This is a genomic window from Novosphingobium sp. (genome assembly GCF_036820275.1).
In the GTDB taxonomy this organism is placed as follows: domain Bacteria; phylum Pseudomonadota; class Alphaproteobacteria; order Sphingomonadales; family Sphingomonadaceae; genus Novosphingobium.
Genome location: NZ_DAISLT010000007.1, coordinates 54605 through 70958 on the forward strand (window position 1 = coordinate 54605; position 16354 = coordinate 70958).

Annotated in this window: 16 protein-coding genes and 1 riboswitch; of the genes, 7 read left to right on the plus strand and 9 right to left on the minus strand. The window is 67.0% G+C overall.

The window, feature by feature from the left end:
* Positions 1-105: 105 nt before the first annotated feature.
* The 5 genes from sucD to V7066_RS07760 all read right to left on the minus strand — a co-directional run bounded on the left by sucD (position 106) and on the right by V7066_RS07760 (position 4736).
* On the minus strand, positions 106-996 hold the full coding sequence (gene sucD / locus V7066_RS07740) for a succinate--CoA ligase subunit alpha (RefSeq protein WP_334182487.1): 891 nt from the start codon (positions 994-996) through the stop codon (positions 106-108).
* A gap of 185 nt (positions 997-1181) precedes the next feature.
* Positions 1182-2144: a malate dehydrogenase gene (mdh, locus tag V7066_RS07745; RefSeq protein ID WP_334182488.1), complete on the minus strand. Its 963-nt coding sequence runs from the start codon at positions 2142-2144 to the stop codon at positions 1182-1184.
* Between the two features lie 423 nt (positions 2145-2567).
* Positions 2568-3053, minus strand: a complete 486-nt coding sequence (locus V7066_RS07750; protein ID WP_334182489.1) for a HEAT repeat domain-containing protein — start codon at positions 3051-3053, stop codon at positions 2568-2570.
* Between the two features lie 56 nt (positions 3054-3109).
* On the minus strand, positions 3110-3460 hold the full coding sequence (locus V7066_RS07755) for a hypothetical protein (RefSeq protein WP_334182490.1): 351 nt from the start codon (positions 3458-3460) through the stop codon (positions 3110-3112).
* A 145-nt stretch (positions 3461-3605) separates the two neighbouring features.
* Complete coding sequence (locus tag V7066_RS07760; protein ID WP_334182491.1) at positions 3606-4736, minus strand: cell wall hydrolase; 1131 nt, start codon at positions 4734-4736, stop codon at positions 3606-3608.
* Positions 4737-4946: 210 nt separating this feature from the next.
* A riboswitch (cobalamin riboswitch) is annotated at positions 4947-5134 on the plus strand.
* 102 nt (positions 5135-5236) lie between these two features.
* On the opposite strand from V7066_RS07760, the gene V7066_RS07765 reads away from it, so the two are divergent.
* From V7066_RS07765 to V7066_RS07785, 5 genes are all read left to right on the plus strand, one after another.
* Complete coding sequence (locus V7066_RS07765) at positions 5237-7069, plus strand: TonB-dependent receptor domain-containing protein (protein ID WP_334182492.1); 1833 nt, start codon at positions 5237-5239, stop codon at positions 7067-7069.
* On the plus strand, positions 7066-8037 hold the full coding sequence (locus V7066_RS07770) for an ABC transporter substrate-binding protein (protein WP_334182493.1): 972 nt from the start codon (positions 7066-7068) through the stop codon (positions 8035-8037). Before V7066_RS07765 ends, V7066_RS07770 begins: the two co-directional genes overlap by 4 nt.
* Positions 8034-9002, plus strand: coding sequence for a FecCD family ABC transporter permease (locus tag V7066_RS07775; protein ID WP_334182494.1), 969 nt, complete (start codon positions 8034-8036; stop codon positions 9000-9002). The genes V7066_RS07770 and V7066_RS07775 overlap by 4 nt, the downstream gene beginning before the upstream one ends.
* Positions 8999-9778 carry an ABC transporter ATP-binding protein gene (locus V7066_RS07780; RefSeq protein ID WP_334182495.1) on the plus strand — a complete coding sequence of 260 codons (780 nt, stop codon included), beginning with the start codon at positions 8999-9001 and terminating at the stop codon, positions 9776-9778. Before V7066_RS07775 ends, V7066_RS07780 begins: the two co-directional genes overlap by 4 nt.
* Before the next feature lie 75 nt (positions 9779-9853).
* Entirely contained in the window at positions 9854-10138 is a 285-nt protein-coding gene (locus tag V7066_RS07785; protein WP_334182496.1) for a GIY-YIG nuclease family protein, read from the plus strand.
* Between the two features lie 134 nt (positions 10139-10272).
* Here the strand turns inward: V7066_RS07785 and V7066_RS07790 are convergent, their stop codons facing one another.
* From V7066_RS07790 to V7066_RS07800, 3 genes are all read right to left on the minus strand, one after another.
* Complete coding sequence (locus tag V7066_RS07790) at positions 10273-12435, minus strand: M3 family metallopeptidase (RefSeq protein ID WP_334182497.1); 2163 nt, start codon at positions 12433-12435, stop codon at positions 10273-10275.
* Positions 12436-12711: 276 nt separating this feature from the next.
* Positions 12712-12870 (minus strand): hypothetical protein, encoded by a 159-nt coding sequence (locus tag V7066_RS07795; protein ID WP_334182498.1) that lies wholly within the window; start codon positions 12868-12870, stop codon positions 12712-12714.
* A gap of 60 nt (positions 12871-12930) precedes the next feature.
* Positions 12931-13350, minus strand: a complete 420-nt coding sequence (locus V7066_RS07800; RefSeq protein WP_334182499.1) for an Rrf2 family transcriptional regulator — start codon at positions 13348-13350, stop codon at positions 12931-12933.
* A gap of 96 nt (positions 13351-13446) precedes the next feature.
* Between V7066_RS07800 and V7066_RS07805 the strand changes: the two genes are divergently transcribed.
* Complete coding sequence (locus V7066_RS07805) at positions 13447-13899, plus strand: globin domain-containing protein (protein WP_334182500.1); 453 nt, start codon at positions 13447-13449, stop codon at positions 13897-13899.
* A gap of 78 nt (positions 13900-13977) precedes the next feature.
* Here the strand turns inward: V7066_RS07805 and V7066_RS07810 are convergent, their stop codons facing one another.
* Positions 13978-14562, minus strand: a complete 585-nt coding sequence (locus V7066_RS07810) for a septal ring lytic transglycosylase RlpA family protein (protein WP_334182501.1) — start codon at positions 14560-14562, stop codon at positions 13978-13980.
* A 109-nt stretch (positions 14563-14671) separates the two neighbouring features.
* Between V7066_RS07810 and V7066_RS07815 the strand changes: the two genes are divergently transcribed.
* Positions 14672-16180: an ABC1 kinase family protein gene (locus V7066_RS07815; protein WP_334182502.1), complete on the plus strand. Its 1509-nt coding sequence runs from the start codon at positions 14672-14674 to the stop codon at positions 16178-16180.
* Positions 16181-16354 lie beyond the last annotated feature (174 nt).

Sequence of the window (16354 nt, forward strand, 5' to 3'; positions counted from 1 at the left end):
GCCGTTTCGTTCGCATGTGCGTCCGGCCTCTGAGCGTGCCGGATCGTTCGTGGGTCCCGAGGCGGCGCGGGTCCGAAGACTACGCGCCGCCCGCGGGGAATAGGGTCAGGCGAGTTCCTTGAGGACTTCCACAAGGGTTTCACCCAGAAGCGACGGCGAGGCGGAGACGCGGATGCCCGCTTCTTCCATCGCCGCGATCTTGTCTTCGGCGCCGCCCTGGCCGCCCGACACGATCGCGCCGGCGTGGCCCATGCGGCGGCCCGGAGGCGCCGTGCGACCGGCGATGAAGCCCGCCATGGGCTTCTTGCGGCCGCGCTTGGCTTCGTCCTTGAGGAACTGGGCCGCTTCTTCTTCGGCGCTGCCGCCGATTTCGCCGATCATGATGATCGACTTGGTTTCGTCGTCGGCCAGGAACAGCTCCAGGACGTCGATGAAGTTGGTGCCGTTGACCGGGTCGCCGCCGATGCCGACTGCGGTGGTCTGGCCGAGGCCGGCGTTGGTGGTCTGGAACACCGCTTCATAGGTGAGCGTGCCCGAGCGCGAGACGACGCCGACCGAACCCTTGGAGAAGATGCTGCCGGGCATGATGCCGATCTTGCATTCGCCGGGGGTCAGGACGCCGGGGCAGTTCGGACCGATCAGGCGCGACTTCGAGCCCGAGAGGGCGCGCTTCACGCGGACCATGTCGAGAACCGGAACGCCTTCGGTGATCGCGACGATCAGTTCCATCTCGGCGTCGATCGCCTCGAGGATGGCATCGGCGCAGCCTGCGGGCGGCACGTAGATGCACGAGGCGGTCGCACCGGTCGCAGCCTTGGCTTCGGCGACGGTGTCGTACTGGGGCAGGCCGATGTGGCTGGTGCCGCCCTTGCCGGGGGTGACGCCGGCAACCATCTGGGTGCCGTAGGCCAGCGCGGCTTCGGTGTGGAAGCTGCCGGTCTTGCCGGTCATACCCTGGGTAATGACCTTGGTGTTCTTGTTGACGAGAATGGACATAGGTCGATCCTAATTCCTGTTCCTGGTGTAGGCCGATTCCGGCTTGAATAGCGCCATGGCGCAAATTCCGCGAAGTGCAACCGCCCCAGTGGTAAAATCAGCGTAGTAAAATCGGGGGCCGTATAGGCCGAAGACCCCGCCCACCCCGTGCGATGACGGGGCGGACGGGGGCGTCATGGCTTGGATCAGGCCAGCGAGGGGTCGATGCCCTTGCAGGCGACCAGCAGTTCCTTGACCGCATCGACCGAGACCTGAAGGTTGGTCTTGGCTTCGGCGTCCAGTTCGATCTCGACGATTTCCTCGACGCCGTTCGCGCCGATCACGGCGGGAACGCCGACATAGAGGCCGTCAACGCCGTACTGACCGTCGACATAGGCGGCGATCGGCAGGATGCGCTTCTGGTCGTTCAGGTAGGCTTCGGCCATGGCGATGCCCGAGGCGGCCGGGGCGTAGAAAGCCGAGCCGGTCTTGAGCAGGCCGACGATCTCGCCGCCGCCCGAACGGGTGCGCTGCACGATCGCGTCGATCTTTTCCTGGGTGGTGCGGCCCTGCTTGATGAGGTCCGGAACCGGGATGCCGTTGACGGTCGAGTACTGCACGACCGGCACCATGGTGTCGCCGTGGCCGCCGAGCACGAAAGTGTTCACGTCGCGGATCGAGACGCCGAACTCCCAGGCGAGGAAGGTCGAGAAGCGGGCCGAGTCGAGCACGCCAGCCATGCCGACGACCTTGTTGTGGGGCAGGCCCGAGAATTCGCGCAGCGCCCAGACCATCGCGTCGAGCGGGTTGGTGATGCAGATCACGAAAGCGTCGGGTGCGTTGGCGGCGATGCCTTCGCCGACCGACTTCATCACCTTGAGGTTGATGCCCAGCAGGTCGTCGCGGCTCATGCCGGGCTTGCGGGCGACACCGGCGGTGACGATGATGACGTCGGCGCCGGCGATGTCGGCATAGTCGTTGGTGCCGGTGATCTTGGCGTCGAAGCCCTCGACGGGGCCGCACTGCGACAGATCGAGCGCCTTGCCCTGGGGCAGGCCTTCAGCCACGTCGAAGAGGACGATGTCGCCCAGTTCCTTCTGCGCGGCGAGGTGCGCGAGGGTGCCGCCGATGTTGCCGGCGCCGATGAGGGCAATCTTCTTACGAGCCATGATGCTTGCTTGTCCTTCCCAAAGGCGGGACCAACGGACGAAAAGGTGGCCTGCTCTGTCCCGCTAAGGCAGGTCCCGGTGTTCAACGAAGCGCGGCCTACGCCCCTGAAACCGACATTGCAACCGGGAAAAGTCCGCAGCGATGGCTGGTATGTCGCTTTTTACTGATAATAGTTCGCAATTGCAATAAGCCACGCAAGTGCGCGGAAAACGCGGTCCGAAACGAGGGTTTCGACCTCTTTTTCGCAACCGAGGGGGCGCAGATTGCATCCTCCGCATTCGGTCCCAGTGTCTCGCACGGCCCGATGACCGGCAAGCGTCGCGGCAAGCGAGTCGCCCCGAAGAAAGGGCAGGCGGTCGCTTGGAGAGATTGCGTATCAGGCTCTTATAGAGGGTGCAGGCGAACCGCAGGTGTCGACGGTCTTACCGAATGTTGCCGTACCCTGCGTGGGAACGGCAGGCTTCGATGGCTTCGTTCACCAGTTTGTCGAGCATAAGGTCATCGGAAGGGGCTGAAAATGCTTCGAGATCGTCAACCAGTGAAGGGTCGGCGACCAGAATGGCGGCTTCAAGAAGTGGCATGCTGACGACATCGCCCGTCAATTCCCGTTTCACGAGGGGCAGTGCAGCGGCACGGTCCAGCATGGCGATCCCCAACAGCGCCTCTGCACGGACAGCAGGTTCCTTGTCCGAAGTTGCGCCGATCAAGGTCTCGCGAACGTCCGATCTGTCGAGTTCGAGTTGCGACAGAAGCATGGTGGCCCAGTCTCGATTGGCCGGGTCGAGGTCGCGCGTCATTTCCATGAGGCGCACGAGATTGGTTTGGCCGAAGTCGTGCTCGCCGAAAGGGACGGTGTCGTCGATAATCGCCCGGAGAAAATCGGAAGGTGGAAGATAGCGTTCGCTCATGGCGTCACGATGCCATCCGGGAGGATGTCAGGCCAGCGCTGCTTTCTTGAATGCCGTCACCCGTTCCGGGCGATGCGCTGGACGAAGGCGTCGGCCATGCGGCGGTCGAGCTGGCGGCAGATCGCGATCCACCAGGTGCAGGACTCCTCGTCCCCGGCGAGGCGGGCGGCGGCGGCCTTGGCGCGGGCATGGGCGGCGGCGGAGAGGCCGTGGCGTGCGAAGTGGCGCAGGGCCTCGGCGAAGATGCGCTCGTTGGCGGTATCCGCCGTCGCTTCGCGGATGCGGCGGCGCAGGCGGGCGCGGGCCGGGGAATTGTCGTTGGCGGCGCAGAGCGGCACCGAGGGGCAGAGCGCGCGCACGAGCACGGGACAGGAGCCATTCCGGGCGGCGGAAAAGCGGATTGCCATGGTGGAAGTGCGCCTCGTTTCTTGGAGACGCTCAGGGGCGGCGTCTCGGAGGCTCTTTATAGGAGGAAGCCGCTAAGCCTTGGTGAGAGCGTATGGTTGCTGAAACCTTGCCCTCCATGCTTGGGAAATCCTTAAGGTGCAGCCCTCAGCTCGTAGGTTGGGCGATCCATTTGCCGGAATTGGCGTATTCCGGGCGAATGCCGTTTGCTTCCGGGAGATTGTGGGCGCGGTAGAGGTCCTCGCCGCCGCGTTCCCGCACGTTGCTGGAATAGCTCGGTGCAGGAGACGGACTCGAAACCACGGGAGCCGCCACCGTCTCCGGGCGGGCGGGCATCGAACCTTCGAAGGCGCGCTGCACCGCCAGCGGGTCCAGCGCGGCATTGGCGAGGGCACTGGCGGCGGAATCGTCGCGGCGGTGCGGCGCGGCGAGCGGTTCGCCGCCCAGGTAGGCGAAGCGGAACGAGGCCGGGTTCCCCGCAGCGCCGTTGAAGGCGTAGAAGCGGTGCGCGCCGATCGTCGTCAGGTAGTGGAGGCTCGGCGCCCAGTAGGGATTGACCTGGATCGTGTGGTAATGCGTCGCCAGCCCGATGGGCGCGTAGACGTAGCCGGACAGCGCAGCGCGGGCGACATCCTCGGCCCGCTGCCAGAAGTAGCGCTGCGGCGCGCGGGCGAGCGAGCCGTCGCAGGTAAAGGAGAACTGGCAGCCGGTCGGGCGCTCCGATCCCTGGTAGACGACGCCGCAGACGGTCTTGGGATAGGCCGGATGGGCCACGCGGTTGAGCACGACTTGCGCCACCGCACGCTGGCCGCCGTCGGGTTCGCTGGCGGCTTCGTAGTAGATCGCGGCGGTCAGGCACTGGAGCGCGCGGCTGCGGTCGACGCCGGAGTTGTCGATCCGGAAGGCGCGGGCGACGGGACCGCTCACCGGGTCTTCGGCGTCCGAATGGATGCCTTCGCCGATTTTCAGCACCGGCTGTTCCGCTTCGAGATAGTAATAGGCCGAGCCGGGGAAGCTGGCGCCTGCCTGCTCGAAGGGCATCGGCAGCACCGAAGGCTGCGGCGTCGCGGTGCCGATGACGGTGAACCCGTTCCATCCCGCCAGCGGCGGCGAGGCGAAGGCGGGCAGCGCCACGGCCACGAGCGCCGCCGCGCCGAGCGTCCAGCGGCGCCGCTGCCGCTGGAGCCGTCGCCGTCCGCCGCGCACGAAATTCCCCTGGAAATCGCGCGGGCGCGGTTCCCAGGTTTCGGGGCAGGAGGGAAGGGCGGCAGCGGTCAATTCGGGTCCTCTCGGCGCATCTCCAACAAGGCGCACGTCGCGCCTACCCTGCTTCGGCGCGCACGGCATCTGCCGAGATGGGGGCGTCCCGAAGCGGTACAGCCGGGAGCGATAGACTGAATCGCTTAACAGTTTGTTGGGGATCGTCCCGGCGAAGCGCGGCAGCGCCGTACCCGCGCGCCGCTTGCCATTCCCCGCATGGCCCGGTAATCCGCGCGATACGTCATGGGTGGCCCGCAACCGGGCCTCAAAAGGGAATTCGGCGCAAGTCCGAAGCTGCCCCCGCAACTGTGACCGGGGAGCGCCCCTTCCACGCGATGCCACTGGGTCACACCGGGAAGGCGGGAGCGGCGCGACGATCCGGGAGCCAGGAGACCTGCCTTTGACGGTCGTTCCGCAGCTGGGCGGGGTGTCCCGGCATGCAGCGAGCTTACGCGCACAGAAAAACGCGCGCGGCTCCGCCATGGACGGCACAAGTCGTTCAGGTTGGAGGAATACGCGTGAAGTACCTGTTTTTGCTGGGGACGGCTCTTGCCGTCTCTACCCCCGCGCTCGCCGATGAAGCGGCCCTTGAGAATATCGGCGACAATATCGTCGTCACCGCCACCCGCACCGAGACGCCGACGAGCGAGATCGGCCAGTCCGTCTCGGTCGTCACCCGCGCGGATATCGAGCGGACCCAGGCGGTCACCGCTACCGACATTCTGGCGCGCCTGCCGGGCGTGACCTTCACCCAGTCCGGCGGCTTCGGCCAGCCCGCCAGCGTCTTTATCCGCGGCGCCGAGAACGCCCAGAGCCTGGTGCTGATCGACGGCGTGCGGATCAACGATCCCGGCGATGTCGGCGGCGGCTTCGACTTCGGCAGCCTGACTGTGGGCCAGTTCGACCGCATCGAAGTGGTGCGCGGCTCGTCCGGCGTGCTCTGGGGCAGCCGCGCCATCGGCGGCGTCGTCAACCTCATCACCGCGCGCCCGACCGACGAGTGGACCGCGCGCGGCCAGGCCGAGTACGGCTGGCGAGACCAGAAGCAGCTCGGCGCCTCGGCAGCGGGCAAAGTGGGTCCGGTCGGGCTGACGCTTGGCGGCAACTGGCTCAAGGGTGACGGCTATTCCGCCTTCAACGAGCGCCGCGGCGGCACGGAAAAGGACGGCTTCGAAAGCAAGAGCGCCAATGCCCGCGCCGAAGTGCAGATCGTCGATGGCCTCTCCGCCGATGCCGGGACCTACTGGACCAAGGCCAACTACGATTACGACAATACCGGCGCCGATGCCCTGAACGTGGGCATGAAGCGCGACACGGTGGGCTATGCGAACCTTCGCTACAAGGGCCTTGATGGCCGTCTCACCGCGCGCGTGGGCTATGGTCTGACCGACACCCGCCGCATCTCGGACGATGCCGTCTTCGGTCCCTTCACCACCAATGGCCGCACCGACCGCTTCGAAGGGCAGGTTTCCTACACGCCGATCGACATGGCGAGCATTCTCGTCGGCGCCGAGACCGAGAAGCAGAAGTTCTCGGACAACTACGGTTCGAAGGACTCGACCTCGATCGACAGCTACTTCGGCATGCTCACCCTGCGCCCGGTCACCGGCCTGACCCTGAACGGCGGGCTGCGCTACGACGATAATTCGGACTTCGGCCACAAGACCACCTTCTCGGCCAACGGCGCCTGGGTGATCGGCGGCAGCGAGAGCGCGCCGATCCTGCGCGCCAGCTACGGTGAGGGCTTCAAGGCGCCGTCGCTCTACCAGCTCTACACCAATGCCGGTTTCCGCGCGCTCGATCCCGAGACCTCGAAGTCGTGGGACGTGGGCGTCGAGCAGCCCTTCGCGGAAGGGCACGGCACGTTCTCGGTCACCTATTTCGACCGCAAGACGAAGAACCTGATCGACTACGATCTGGCCGCGTTCAACTATTACAACGTCGGTCGCGCCCGCGCCAAGGGCGTGGAACTGGGCATGCAGGTGAGCGACTGGGAAGGCTTCGACATGAGCCTTTCGGCCACGTACCTCGACGCCACCAACGAGGATACCGGCACCCGGCTCGCCCGCCGTCCCAAGACCAACCTCTATGCCAGCCTCGACAAGCACTGGTCGGACGGTTTCCGCCTCGGCGCGGACTTGCGCGTGGGCGGCGGTCGCTATGACGATGTGGCGAACACCTATTACCTCGGCGGCAACGTCGTCGTCGGGCTGCGCGCGGCCTATGACGTGACGCAGAACATCCAGGTCTACGGCCGGGTCGAGAACCTCTTCGACGAGCACTACGAAGTGGTGCGGACATACGGCACGCCGGGCCGCGCGGCTTACGCCGGGGTCCGGGTGAAGATGTGATCCCGCGGCTTCCCCTGACGGTAACCGGGCGGGGGAAGCGCAAGGCCCTCCCGATCGCGGCGGCGCTGGTTCTGGCCGGTGCCGCCGCGACGCTGGCGGGCTGCGGCGGCGGCGACACCAGCGCGGCCGCTCCCGCGGTTGCGGCGCCGGGCGAGGGACATCCCACCATCGTCTCGCTCAACCCCTGCACCGACGCCATTCTGGCTGAAGTGACCGGGCCGGGACAGTTGCTGGCGATCTCCAGCTACAGCCAGGATCCGGAAAGCAGCTCGATGCCGATGGCCGAGGCGCGGCGCTACCGCGCGATATCCGGCACGGTGGAGGAAGTGGCGACGATCCGCCCGAAAGTGGTCGTCGCCAGCGCCTTCCTCGATCCGGCGAGCGAGGGGGCATTCCGGCGGCTCGGCTACCGGCTGGTGAAGATGCCGATCGCTCCCGATATCGCCGCCGCCCGCGAGCAGGTGCGCGAACTGGCGCGGCTGGCGGGCCATCCCGAGCGCGGCGAACGCCTCGTTGCGCGCATCGATGCCGCGCTGCGCCGGAGCGCGCCGCCCCCCGGTTTTCGCCAAGTTCCTGCACTCATGTGGGAATCCGGTGGACTGGTGGCCGGGGACCGGACCCTGATCGTTGACATGATGCACCGCACCGGCTTTACGAATATTGCCGGCGCGCGAGGCCTCTCCCAGGCCGATTTCCTGCCCCTGGAGCACGTGCTGGCGGACCCGCCGCGCGTGGTCTTTGCGGTAGGCGATCCGCTCGCCGAGGAGGACCGAATGCTGCACCACCCGGCGCTTTCCGCGCTGACCAGTACCCGGCGTTTCATGCTGAGCCGTTCCATCCTGTGGTGCGGCGGGCCGACGATCCCGGCTGCGTTGGACGAACTGGCGGCGGCACGGCGGGCGCTGGCGACGTCGCAACCCGTTGCTGACAGGCAAATCCTCGACAGGAGAGTTTCGCTCTCGCCATGAACCTGCGTTTCGTCCTGCTACTGGCTCTCGCGCTTCTTGTCGCAGTGCCCTTATCGCTGCTGGCGGGCCGCGTGTGGATCAACCCCTTTTCCCCGGAACTTCAGAACGCCTCGACGATCCTGATGCAATTGCGCCTGCCGCGCGCGGTGCTGGCGCTCGTGCTGGGCGCGGGCCTCGGCGCGGCGGGGGCGGCGATGCAGGGTTACTTGCGCAACCCGCTGGCCGATCCCGGCCTCTTCGGCATCGCGCCGGGGGCGGCGCTGGGTGCGGTGCTGAGCTTCTGGACCGGCTATGCCTCGGCGCCGTGGATGCTGCCGCTTTTCGCGCTGATCGGCGCGGGCGGGGCGATGACCCTGCTGGCGCTGATCGCCGGGCGCGGGGGCGGCGTGGCGCTGTTCACGCTGGCCGGACTGATGGTCTCCAGCCTTGCGGGTGCGTTGATGAGCCTTGCCATCAGCCTCACGCCTTCGCCCTTTGCCATGAGCGAGATCGTCACCTGGATGATGGGTTCGCTGGCCGACCGTTCCTGGCACGAGGTCTGGATCGCGACGCCGCTCACCCTGGCGGGTCTCGGCGTGCTGTTCTACGCCGGGCGGGACCTTGACGCGATGACCCTGGGCGAGATGGCCGCCCGCTCGCTCGGCGTGGAGCCGCTGCGGCTTCAGGCGCTGATGATCCTGGGCGTCGGCCTGATCGTCGGTTCGGGCGTGGCGGTGGCGGGGATCATCGGCTTCGTCGGCCTGATGGTGCCGCATCTCGTACGCCCGATGACCGATCGCAAGCCGTCCTCGCTGCTGGTGCCTTCAGCGGTGGCGGGCGCGTTGCTGCTGCTCTTCGCCGACTGCCTCTGCCGCATTCTCCCGCTCGCGGGCGGGGAACTGCGGCTCGGCATCGCGCTCAGCCTGCTCGGCGCGCCGTTCTTCCTGCGGCTGCTGCTGAGGATGCGGCGGGGGATGGTGGCATGAGCTTCGGGGCCGAGAACGTCACCGTCGCGGGCCGCCTCGATGGTGTTTCGCTCAATTGCCGCCGGGGCATGATCACCGCGATCTGCGGCCCCAACGGCGCGGGCAAGTCGACGCTGCTTTCGGTCATCGCCGGGCTGGTCAGGCCCGATTCCGGACGTGCGGTCATGGGCGGGCGGGCGCTCACCGCGGTCTCGCTTGCCCAGCGTGCGCAGTGGATCGGCTACCTGCCGCAGACGCCGGAAGTGGCCTGGGATGTCTCGGTGGAAGTGCTGATCTCGCTCGGTCGCCTGCCCTGGCGCGGCGCGCCCGCGACCGAAACGCAGGAGGCGATCGAGGAAGCCATCGCCGCGATGGACCTTCAGGACTTGCGGCACCGCCCGGTCTCGACCCTCTCCGGCGGCGAGCGCGCCCGCGTGCTCATGGCCCGCGTGCTGGCGACCCAGCCGGGCTGGCTGCTTGCGGACGAGCCGTTCGCCAGTCTCGACCTCGCCCACGGGCTGGCGCTGATGCAGCGCCTGCGCCAGCAGGCGCGGGCAGGGAAGGGCGTCGTTCTCGTCCTCCACGATCTGGCGACGGCGATGAACCATGCCGATCAGGTGCTGGTGCTGGCCAAGGGGCGGGTGGAGGCGGAAGGCCCGCCCGAGATGGCCCTCTCGCGCGAAGTCGTCAGCCGCGTGTGGAACTGCCCCGCGCACTGGCTCGGCGAGCCCGGCGAACGCGCGCTTTCGATCGGCGCCCCGGCACCGCTGGCAGTGGACTTTCGGCAGCAGTTCTAGATGACGCCCGATTAAAACTCTGTCGTCATCCCAGCGAAAGCTGGGACCGCTGCCGGTTTACGGTACGCTGCGAGCGTGGGCGGCTGGACCTACATTCTCACGAACAAGCCTCGCGGCGTTCTCTATATCGGCGTGACCGGCAATCTTGCGGCGCGGATGATGCAGCACCGGGCGGGGACAGGTTCCGCCTTTTGCCGGAAGTACGGGCTGACGCAGCTTGTGCTGGCGGAGGAGCACGGGGAGATTGCCGACGCGATAAGGCGTGAGAAGGCCGTGAAGGCGTGGAAGCGGGACTGGAAGATCGCGCTTGTTGAAGAGCGTAATCCATCGTGGCGCGATCTCTTTGAGCATCTTGTCTGAGAGGGTGCGCCTGGCCGACAGCGGTCCCAGCTTTCGCTGGGATGACGGGGTAGAGTGCATACAAAACCGCCGCCCCGTTTCCGGAGCGGCGGCTTGTGCATCGGTAGCGGGAGGCACCGGCCTCCCACGCCCTGTTACTGAGCCTTCGGCGCCAGGCCGCGGGCTTCCAGCATCGGTTCGACCTTCGGGTCGTGCCCGGTGAAGTCGCGGTAGAGTTCCGCGAAGTGCTTCGTGTGGCCCTGGCCGAGGAAGGTCTTGCGGATGTGATCGCCGTTGGCGCGGGTCATGCCGCCGTTCTTGACGACCCAGTCCCAGCCGTCGTGCGCCAGCATCTCGGTCCAGATGTACGAGTAGTAGCCCGCCGCATAGCCGTTGTCCCAGATATGGCGGAAGTACGGGGTCTTGTAGCGCGGCGGGATCAGGTCGGTGTTGAGACCCGTCGCGGCGAGCGCCTTGGCTTCGAAGGCCATCGGCGGCTGCGAGGCTTCTTCCGGCGAGAGCTGGTGCCACTGGATGTCCATCATCGCTGCCGACAGCGTCTCGCCCAGGCCGAGGCCCTGGTTGAAGGTCTTCGCGGCCTCGATCTTGGCGATCAGCTCCGGCGGGATGGCCTGACCGGTCTGGTAGTGCTTGGCGTAGTGGTTCAGCACGGCCGGGATCGTCGCGAAGTTCTCGTTGAACTGGCTGGGGAACTCCACGAAGTCGCGCGCGGTGTTGGTGCCCGAAAGCGAGGGGTACTTCTGGCTGGCGAAGAAGCCGTGCAGCGCGTGGCCGAATTCGTGGAACATGGTCTCCACGTTGTCGAAGCTGACGAGCGCGGGCTGGCCCTCGGCCGGCGCCGGGATGTTCAGCGTGTTGCTGACGACCGGCTTCTCACCGAGCAGGTAGGACTGCTCGACGAAGTTGTTCATCCAGGCGCCGCCACGCTTGTTGGAGCGGGCGAAGGGATCGTAGTAGAAGATCGCCAGCGAGGTGCCGTCGGCATCGAACACTTCGTAGGCGCGCATGGTCGGGTGGTAGACCGGCAGGTCGGTGCGGCGCTTGAAGGTCAGGCCATAGGTCTGGTTGGCGGCGTAGAACACGCCGTCTTCCAGCGTGCGCCAGACTTCGAAGTAGGGCTTGATCTGGGTTTCATCGAGGTCGTACTTCGCCTTGCGGACCTTCTCGGCGTAGTAGGACCAGTCCCACGGGGCCAGCTTGATGGCCTGACCGTCGGCCTTGGCTGCGGCTTCCAGCAAGGCGGCCTCGCGGTCCTGCGTGGCGCGCAGCGCGGGGACGAAGCCCTTCATGAACTCCATCGCCTGTTCGGGCGTCTTCACCATGCGGTCGTACATCTGGTACGTGGCGAAGTCCGGCGCGCCGATCAGCTTGGCCTTCTTCGCGCGCAAGGTGGCGATCTGGGTGACCATCGCCGTGGTATCGTATTCGTCGCCGCCCGAAGTGCGGTTCACGCTGGCGTCCCAGAGGATCTTGCGGCTGTCGCGGTTCTTGAGGCTGGTGAGGGCGGCCTGCTGCGTGGTGTTGTCCAGCGCCAGCATGAACTTGCCCGCGTGGCCCTTGTCGGCGGCGAGCTTCGCGGCGGCAGCGATCTCGGCCTGCGAGAGGCCGTCGAGCTGCGCGGCGCTGTCGAACAGCGGCGCCTTGGCGGCGGTGGCCGTGGTCAGCTTCTGCGCGAAGGCGGTTTCGAGCTTGGCGATCTCCAGGTTCATCGCCTTCAGCTCGACCTTCTGCTCGGCCGAGAGCAGGGCGCCGCGGTGGACGAACTTGTCGTAAGTGGTCGCCAGCAGCATGGCGTCCTCGCCCTTGAGGGCTTTCCCTGCCGCGCTGTCATGGACGGCCTTCACGCGGGCGAAGAGCGCATCGTCGAGGTAGATGTCGTCGTTGAGCGCGGAAATCTGCGGGCTGACGGCGGTGTCGATGGCGTCGAGGGTATCGCTGGTATTGGCCGAGGTGAGCTGGCTGAACACATTGTAGGCGCGGTCATAGAGCGTGCCGGCGCGTTCCATCGCGACGATGGTGTTCTCGAACGTCGGCTTGGCCTTGCTGCCTGCGATCGCCTTGATCTCGGCGCGCTTGGCGGCGATGCCGGCCTCGATGGCGGGCTGCCAGTCGGCGTCCTTGTACTGGGTGAAGTCCGGCGCATGGAACGGAAGCGTGCTGGGCTTGGCGAAGGGGCCGGTGTAGGCAGGAGCAGCGGTGTTGGTGCCGGTCTTCGCAATAGCGGTCACGGAAAATCCTCCAAGCAGGGCCGCACCAAGCACGAGGGGGGCGGCGGCGGCCATGAGCCGGGTCTTCATCGTCGTTATCTCCTGGCTTCGGCGGCCCGAAAGAATATCCGCAGCGCCTCCCTGTGGCATTGCGGACGGGTGCCGAGGTAATCGAAGAGCGGGGTTGAAGCGCAGAAAACCGGGGCTTGCAAGCGCGGGTCAGGTGTCTGGAAGGACCTTGCGCAAATGACGTATACGACATTTCTTAGCGCATACGAATACGCGCCGGAGCGCAATCAAGTTACGCTCCGGCGCGCCGTCCGGTCGGTCCAACAGGGGAATCGGCCGACAGGGGATCGCGTTCGGTCAGCTGGTTCTGAAGCGACCGTTGGTCCAGACGAGCATGGGATCGGTGCCGTCCTCGTGGTCGCGGCGATTTTCCTCGCGCTTGCGGTCCATGATCAGCGATCCCGTCTTGCGCGCGAAACGGCTGCGGCGAAACGGAATTTCGGCTCCGATATTCATTTCAGGCTCTCCTCTTTGGAGGAGAAACGCGCAAGGGAAGGGAAAGTTCCCGGCGTGGTGTTATGAAGGCAGGCCGAGCGGGAAGGGCAGTCGGGTGCCGTTCGCCGCATCGGCCAGCGTATGCGCGTCCAGTTCCGACAGGAAGGCGCCCATCGCCTTGCGCAGCAGGGCGGTCAGCCCGCAGGCGCCCTGGAGCAGGCAGTTGCCGCAATCGGCGGGGCTCATGTTGGGTTCGGTCAGCCGCACGACTTCGCCCAGCGTGATCGCGCCGGCCGGGCGGCCGAGGCGAAAGCCGCCGTTCCGCCCGCGCACCGTTTCCAGCAGGCCCGCATTGCCGAGCAGGTTTACCACTTTCATCGCATGGTTGCGCGAGATCGCATGGGCTTCCGCCACCTGGGCGATCGAGAACAGCCGCGCGGGTTCGACGGCGGCGTGGAGCAGGATGCGCAAGGCGTAGTCGGTGTGCGCGGTGAGGCGCAAGGCAGGTCTCCGGCGGAAATGATGCTATCTATTTACATCTTTTTGGATCGGCGTATAGATGCATCCAGTTTGCATCTTTTAAGAGGACGAATCGACATGGCCGCTCCGCTCAGCGAACAGACTATCGCCATCATCAAGGCGACCGCGCCCGCGCTCCAGCAACAGGGCGTGGAAATTACCACGCGCATGTATGCAAGGCTGTTCCAGAACGAGGACGTGCGCGCCATGTTCGACCAGGCCGCGCAGGATTCGGGCGAGCAGCCGCGCCGTCTCGCCGCCGCGATCCTCGGCTATGCGCAGAACGTGGACAAGCTCCAGAACCTGACCGGCGCGGTCGCGCGCATGGTGCAGCGCCATGTCGATACCGGCGTGAAGGCCGAGCACTATCCGCTGGTCGCCGAAGCCCTGCTTCCCGCGATCCGTGAAGTTCTGGGCGAAGAAGCGGCCACCGACGAAGTGCTTGCCGCCTGGGGCGAGGCTTACTGGTTCCTCGCCGATATCCTGATCGGCAAGGAAGCCGAAGCCTACGCCGACCTCGAAGCCGCCTGATCCTCCCCCGCCGGGGAGGGGGACCACCCGAAGGGTGGTGGAGGGGCACCCCCGGCTTACACAAGAATGCCTGAAGAACTACCGCGTCCCCACACCGGTCTCGAATTGAGACTGGAGGTTCGCCAAAGTCGCGCCCGATACCGGCGCCAGTTCCTTCGCCGCCTTGCCCTTGCGCAAGGCGGCGCGGTCCTTTTCGGCAGGCTCGACCACGCGCACCCGCACCGCCGCCTTGCCCTTGCCGCGCACGCCCAGCGCTTCGGCGGCGCCGCGCGAGAGGTCGATGATCCGCGCGCTTTCCCCGAACGGTCCGCGATCGTTGATGCGCACCAGGATGCGGCGGCCGGTATCGAGCGAAGTGACTTCGACATAGCTCGGTAGCGGCAGGGTCTTGTGCGCGGCGGTCAGCCAGCTGGGGCGGAAGCGCTCGCCGTTGGCGACCTGGTTGCCGGATTCGCCCCCGTACCACGTCGCATAGCCCAGCACGTCGTAGCCCGGCTGGCTGGCGGGCGTGTAGGTCGTGCCGCGCACCTTGTAGGGCGCGCCGACGCGGACCGGAGTGTCGCTGACGGGCCGGAACTTCGTGCCGCCGCCGCAGGCCGCGAGTGCCGCGCAGAGGACGATTGCGAATGCGGGCCTGAACGCCCCCGTTAAACTGCCGCTCATGCGCGGGTCCTAGCCTTGGGGACGGCAGGCTGTCCATGCCGGTGCCCATCCCTTCTGGGGGGAACCGCGCAGTGCCGGGGCAGGTTGTGCAGGGTCGAAGGAGTCATGCATGTTCAAGTCGATAGCCGTGGCCGCGCGCGACCGGGGGCGGATGGCCGAAGTCTCGGCGGTGATCGCCCGGTTCGGGCTGGACTCGCTGGCGGTGCGTCTCGGGCTGGGCGAAGGCGAGGCCGAGCAGGGCGCCGAACCGCGCGATCTGCCCAGCCGCACGCGGCGGGCGCTGGAAGCGCTCGGGCCGACGTATGTGAAGCTCGGCCAGATCCTCGCCACCCGGCGCGACTTGCTGACCGATCCGTGGATCGCCGCTTTCGAACAACTCCAGAGCGATGCCCCGCGCATTCCCTTCGAGGACCTTCGCGGCGAAGTGGAGGCCGCGCTCGGTGGTCCGCCGGAGACTATCTTCGCGCATTTCGATACCGAACCGCTGGCCGCCGCCTCGATCGCGCAAGTCCACCGCGCGCGCTTGCAGGACGGCACCGAAGTCGTGGTGAAGATCCGCCGCCCCGGCATTCGCGCGCGGATGGAGGCGGACCTGCGGCTCATGCGCCACCTCGCCGCGCTGGCCGAGGCCCGCAGCGTGGCCGTGCGCCGGATGAAGCCCGCCGCGATGATCGAGCAGCTCGGCCGCGAGATCCTGGACGAACTCGATTTCACCAATGAGGGCCGCAATGCCGACCTGCTGCGCGCCGATCTCGCTTCGCTGGAGCGGGTCTCGGTGCCGCGCATCCACTGGGAATGGACCGGCGAGCAGGTGCTGGTCATGGACTACGTGGAAGGCATCCCACCGCGCGATCCGGTGGTACTGAAGGCCGCCGGTATCGACCCCTCGCGCATCGCCTCGCTCGGCGCGGAACTGGTGCTGGAGATGGTGCTGGTCAACGGCCGCTTCCATGCGGACCCGCATCCCGGCAACCTGCTGTGCGTTGCGGGGGACGGGCTGGCCTTGCTTGATCTTGGGTCGGTCGGCTTCGTCAGCCCGCGCCGCCAGCATGAGTTCCTGACTTTCATCCTCGCGCTGCGCAGCGGCGACCCTGGCGGCGTGGCGGACATGCTGGCGACATGGTCTGAAAGCGGCGAAGTCCCGCGCGAAAAGCTGCTGCGCGCCTCCGAGCGCCTCGTCGCGCGGCACGGCACCGGGGCGCTGGTGCTGAACGCGATGGTCGCGGATTTCTTCCCGCTGCTCAGGCAAGAGGGGCTGGTGCTGCCGCCCGATCTCGTTCTGATCTTCAAGGCGATGGTGACGATGGACGGCGTGCTCTCCGGGATCGCGCCGGACTTCGACCTGTCGGAGGCCTTGGGGCGGATGCGCGGCAAGCTGGTCGCCTCGCGGCTGCAGCGCCTTGCCGCGCCGGACAAGCTGGAGACGGCGCTGCTCGAACTCTCGCGCGTGGCCGAGGAAGCGCCGCGCTTCCTGCGCGCGGCCTCGGCGCGGATGGAGGCGCCGTCACCGCCGCCCCGCGACGACGCCACGGCGCGGGCGGTGAGATGGGCCGGATGGCTGATCGGCGGCGCCGTGGTGCTCCACGCCGCCGCCGAACTGCTCATTCACTGGATTTGAAGGCAGCCCCGCAACCCGGTGAGCCGAGCCTACACCATCCGACCGAACTCGCCTTCGTCATTGCGAGGAGGCGAAGCCGACGCGGCAATCCAGAGCGGCTCTGCGCGGCCCTGGATTGCTTCGCTACGCTCGCAATGACGAAGTGTAGGGGCGAGGCGTGTGACCAAATGCGTG

Coding starts and splice junctions, on each gene's coding strand:
- mdh (WP_334182488.1), bottom strand. CDS start 2,144: ATGGCTCGTAAGAAGATTGCCCTCATCGGCGCCGGCAACATCGGCGGC.
- V7066_RS07755 (WP_334182490.1), bottom strand. CDS start 3,460: ATGGCAATCCGCTTTTCCGCCGCCCGGAATGGCTCCTGTCCCGTGCTC.
- V7066_RS07805 (WP_334182500.1), top strand. CDS start 13,447: ATGGCCGCTCCGCTCAGCGAACAGACTATCGCCATCATCAAGGCGACC.
- V7066_RS07775 (WP_334182494.1), top strand. CDS start 8,034: ATGAACCTGCGTTTCGTCCTGCTACTGGCTCTCGCGCTTCTTGTCGCA.
- V7066_RS07815 (WP_334182502.1), top strand. CDS start 14,672: ATGTTCAAGTCGATAGCCGTGGCCGCGCGCGACCGGGGGCGGATGGCC.
- sucD (WP_334182487.1), bottom strand. CDS start 996: ATGTCCATTCTCGTCAACAAGAACACCAAGGTCATTACCCAGGGTATG.
- V7066_RS07795 (WP_334182498.1), bottom strand. CDS start 12,870: ATGAATATCGGAGCCGAAATTCCGTTTCGCCGCAGCCGTTTCGCGCGC.
- V7066_RS07790 (WP_334182497.1), bottom strand. CDS start 12,435: ATGAAGACCCGGCTCATGGCCGCCGCCGCCCCCCTCGTGCTTGGTGCG.
- V7066_RS07780 (WP_334182495.1), top strand. CDS start 8,999: ATGAGCTTCGGGGCCGAGAACGTCACCGTCGCGGGCCGCCTCGATGGT.
- V7066_RS07810 (WP_334182501.1), bottom strand. CDS start 14,562: ATGAGCGGCAGTTTAACGGGGGCGTTCAGGCCCGCATTCGCAATCGTC.
- V7066_RS07750 (WP_334182489.1), bottom strand. CDS start 3,053: ATGAGCGAACGCTATCTTCCACCTTCCGATTTTCTCCGGGCGATTATC.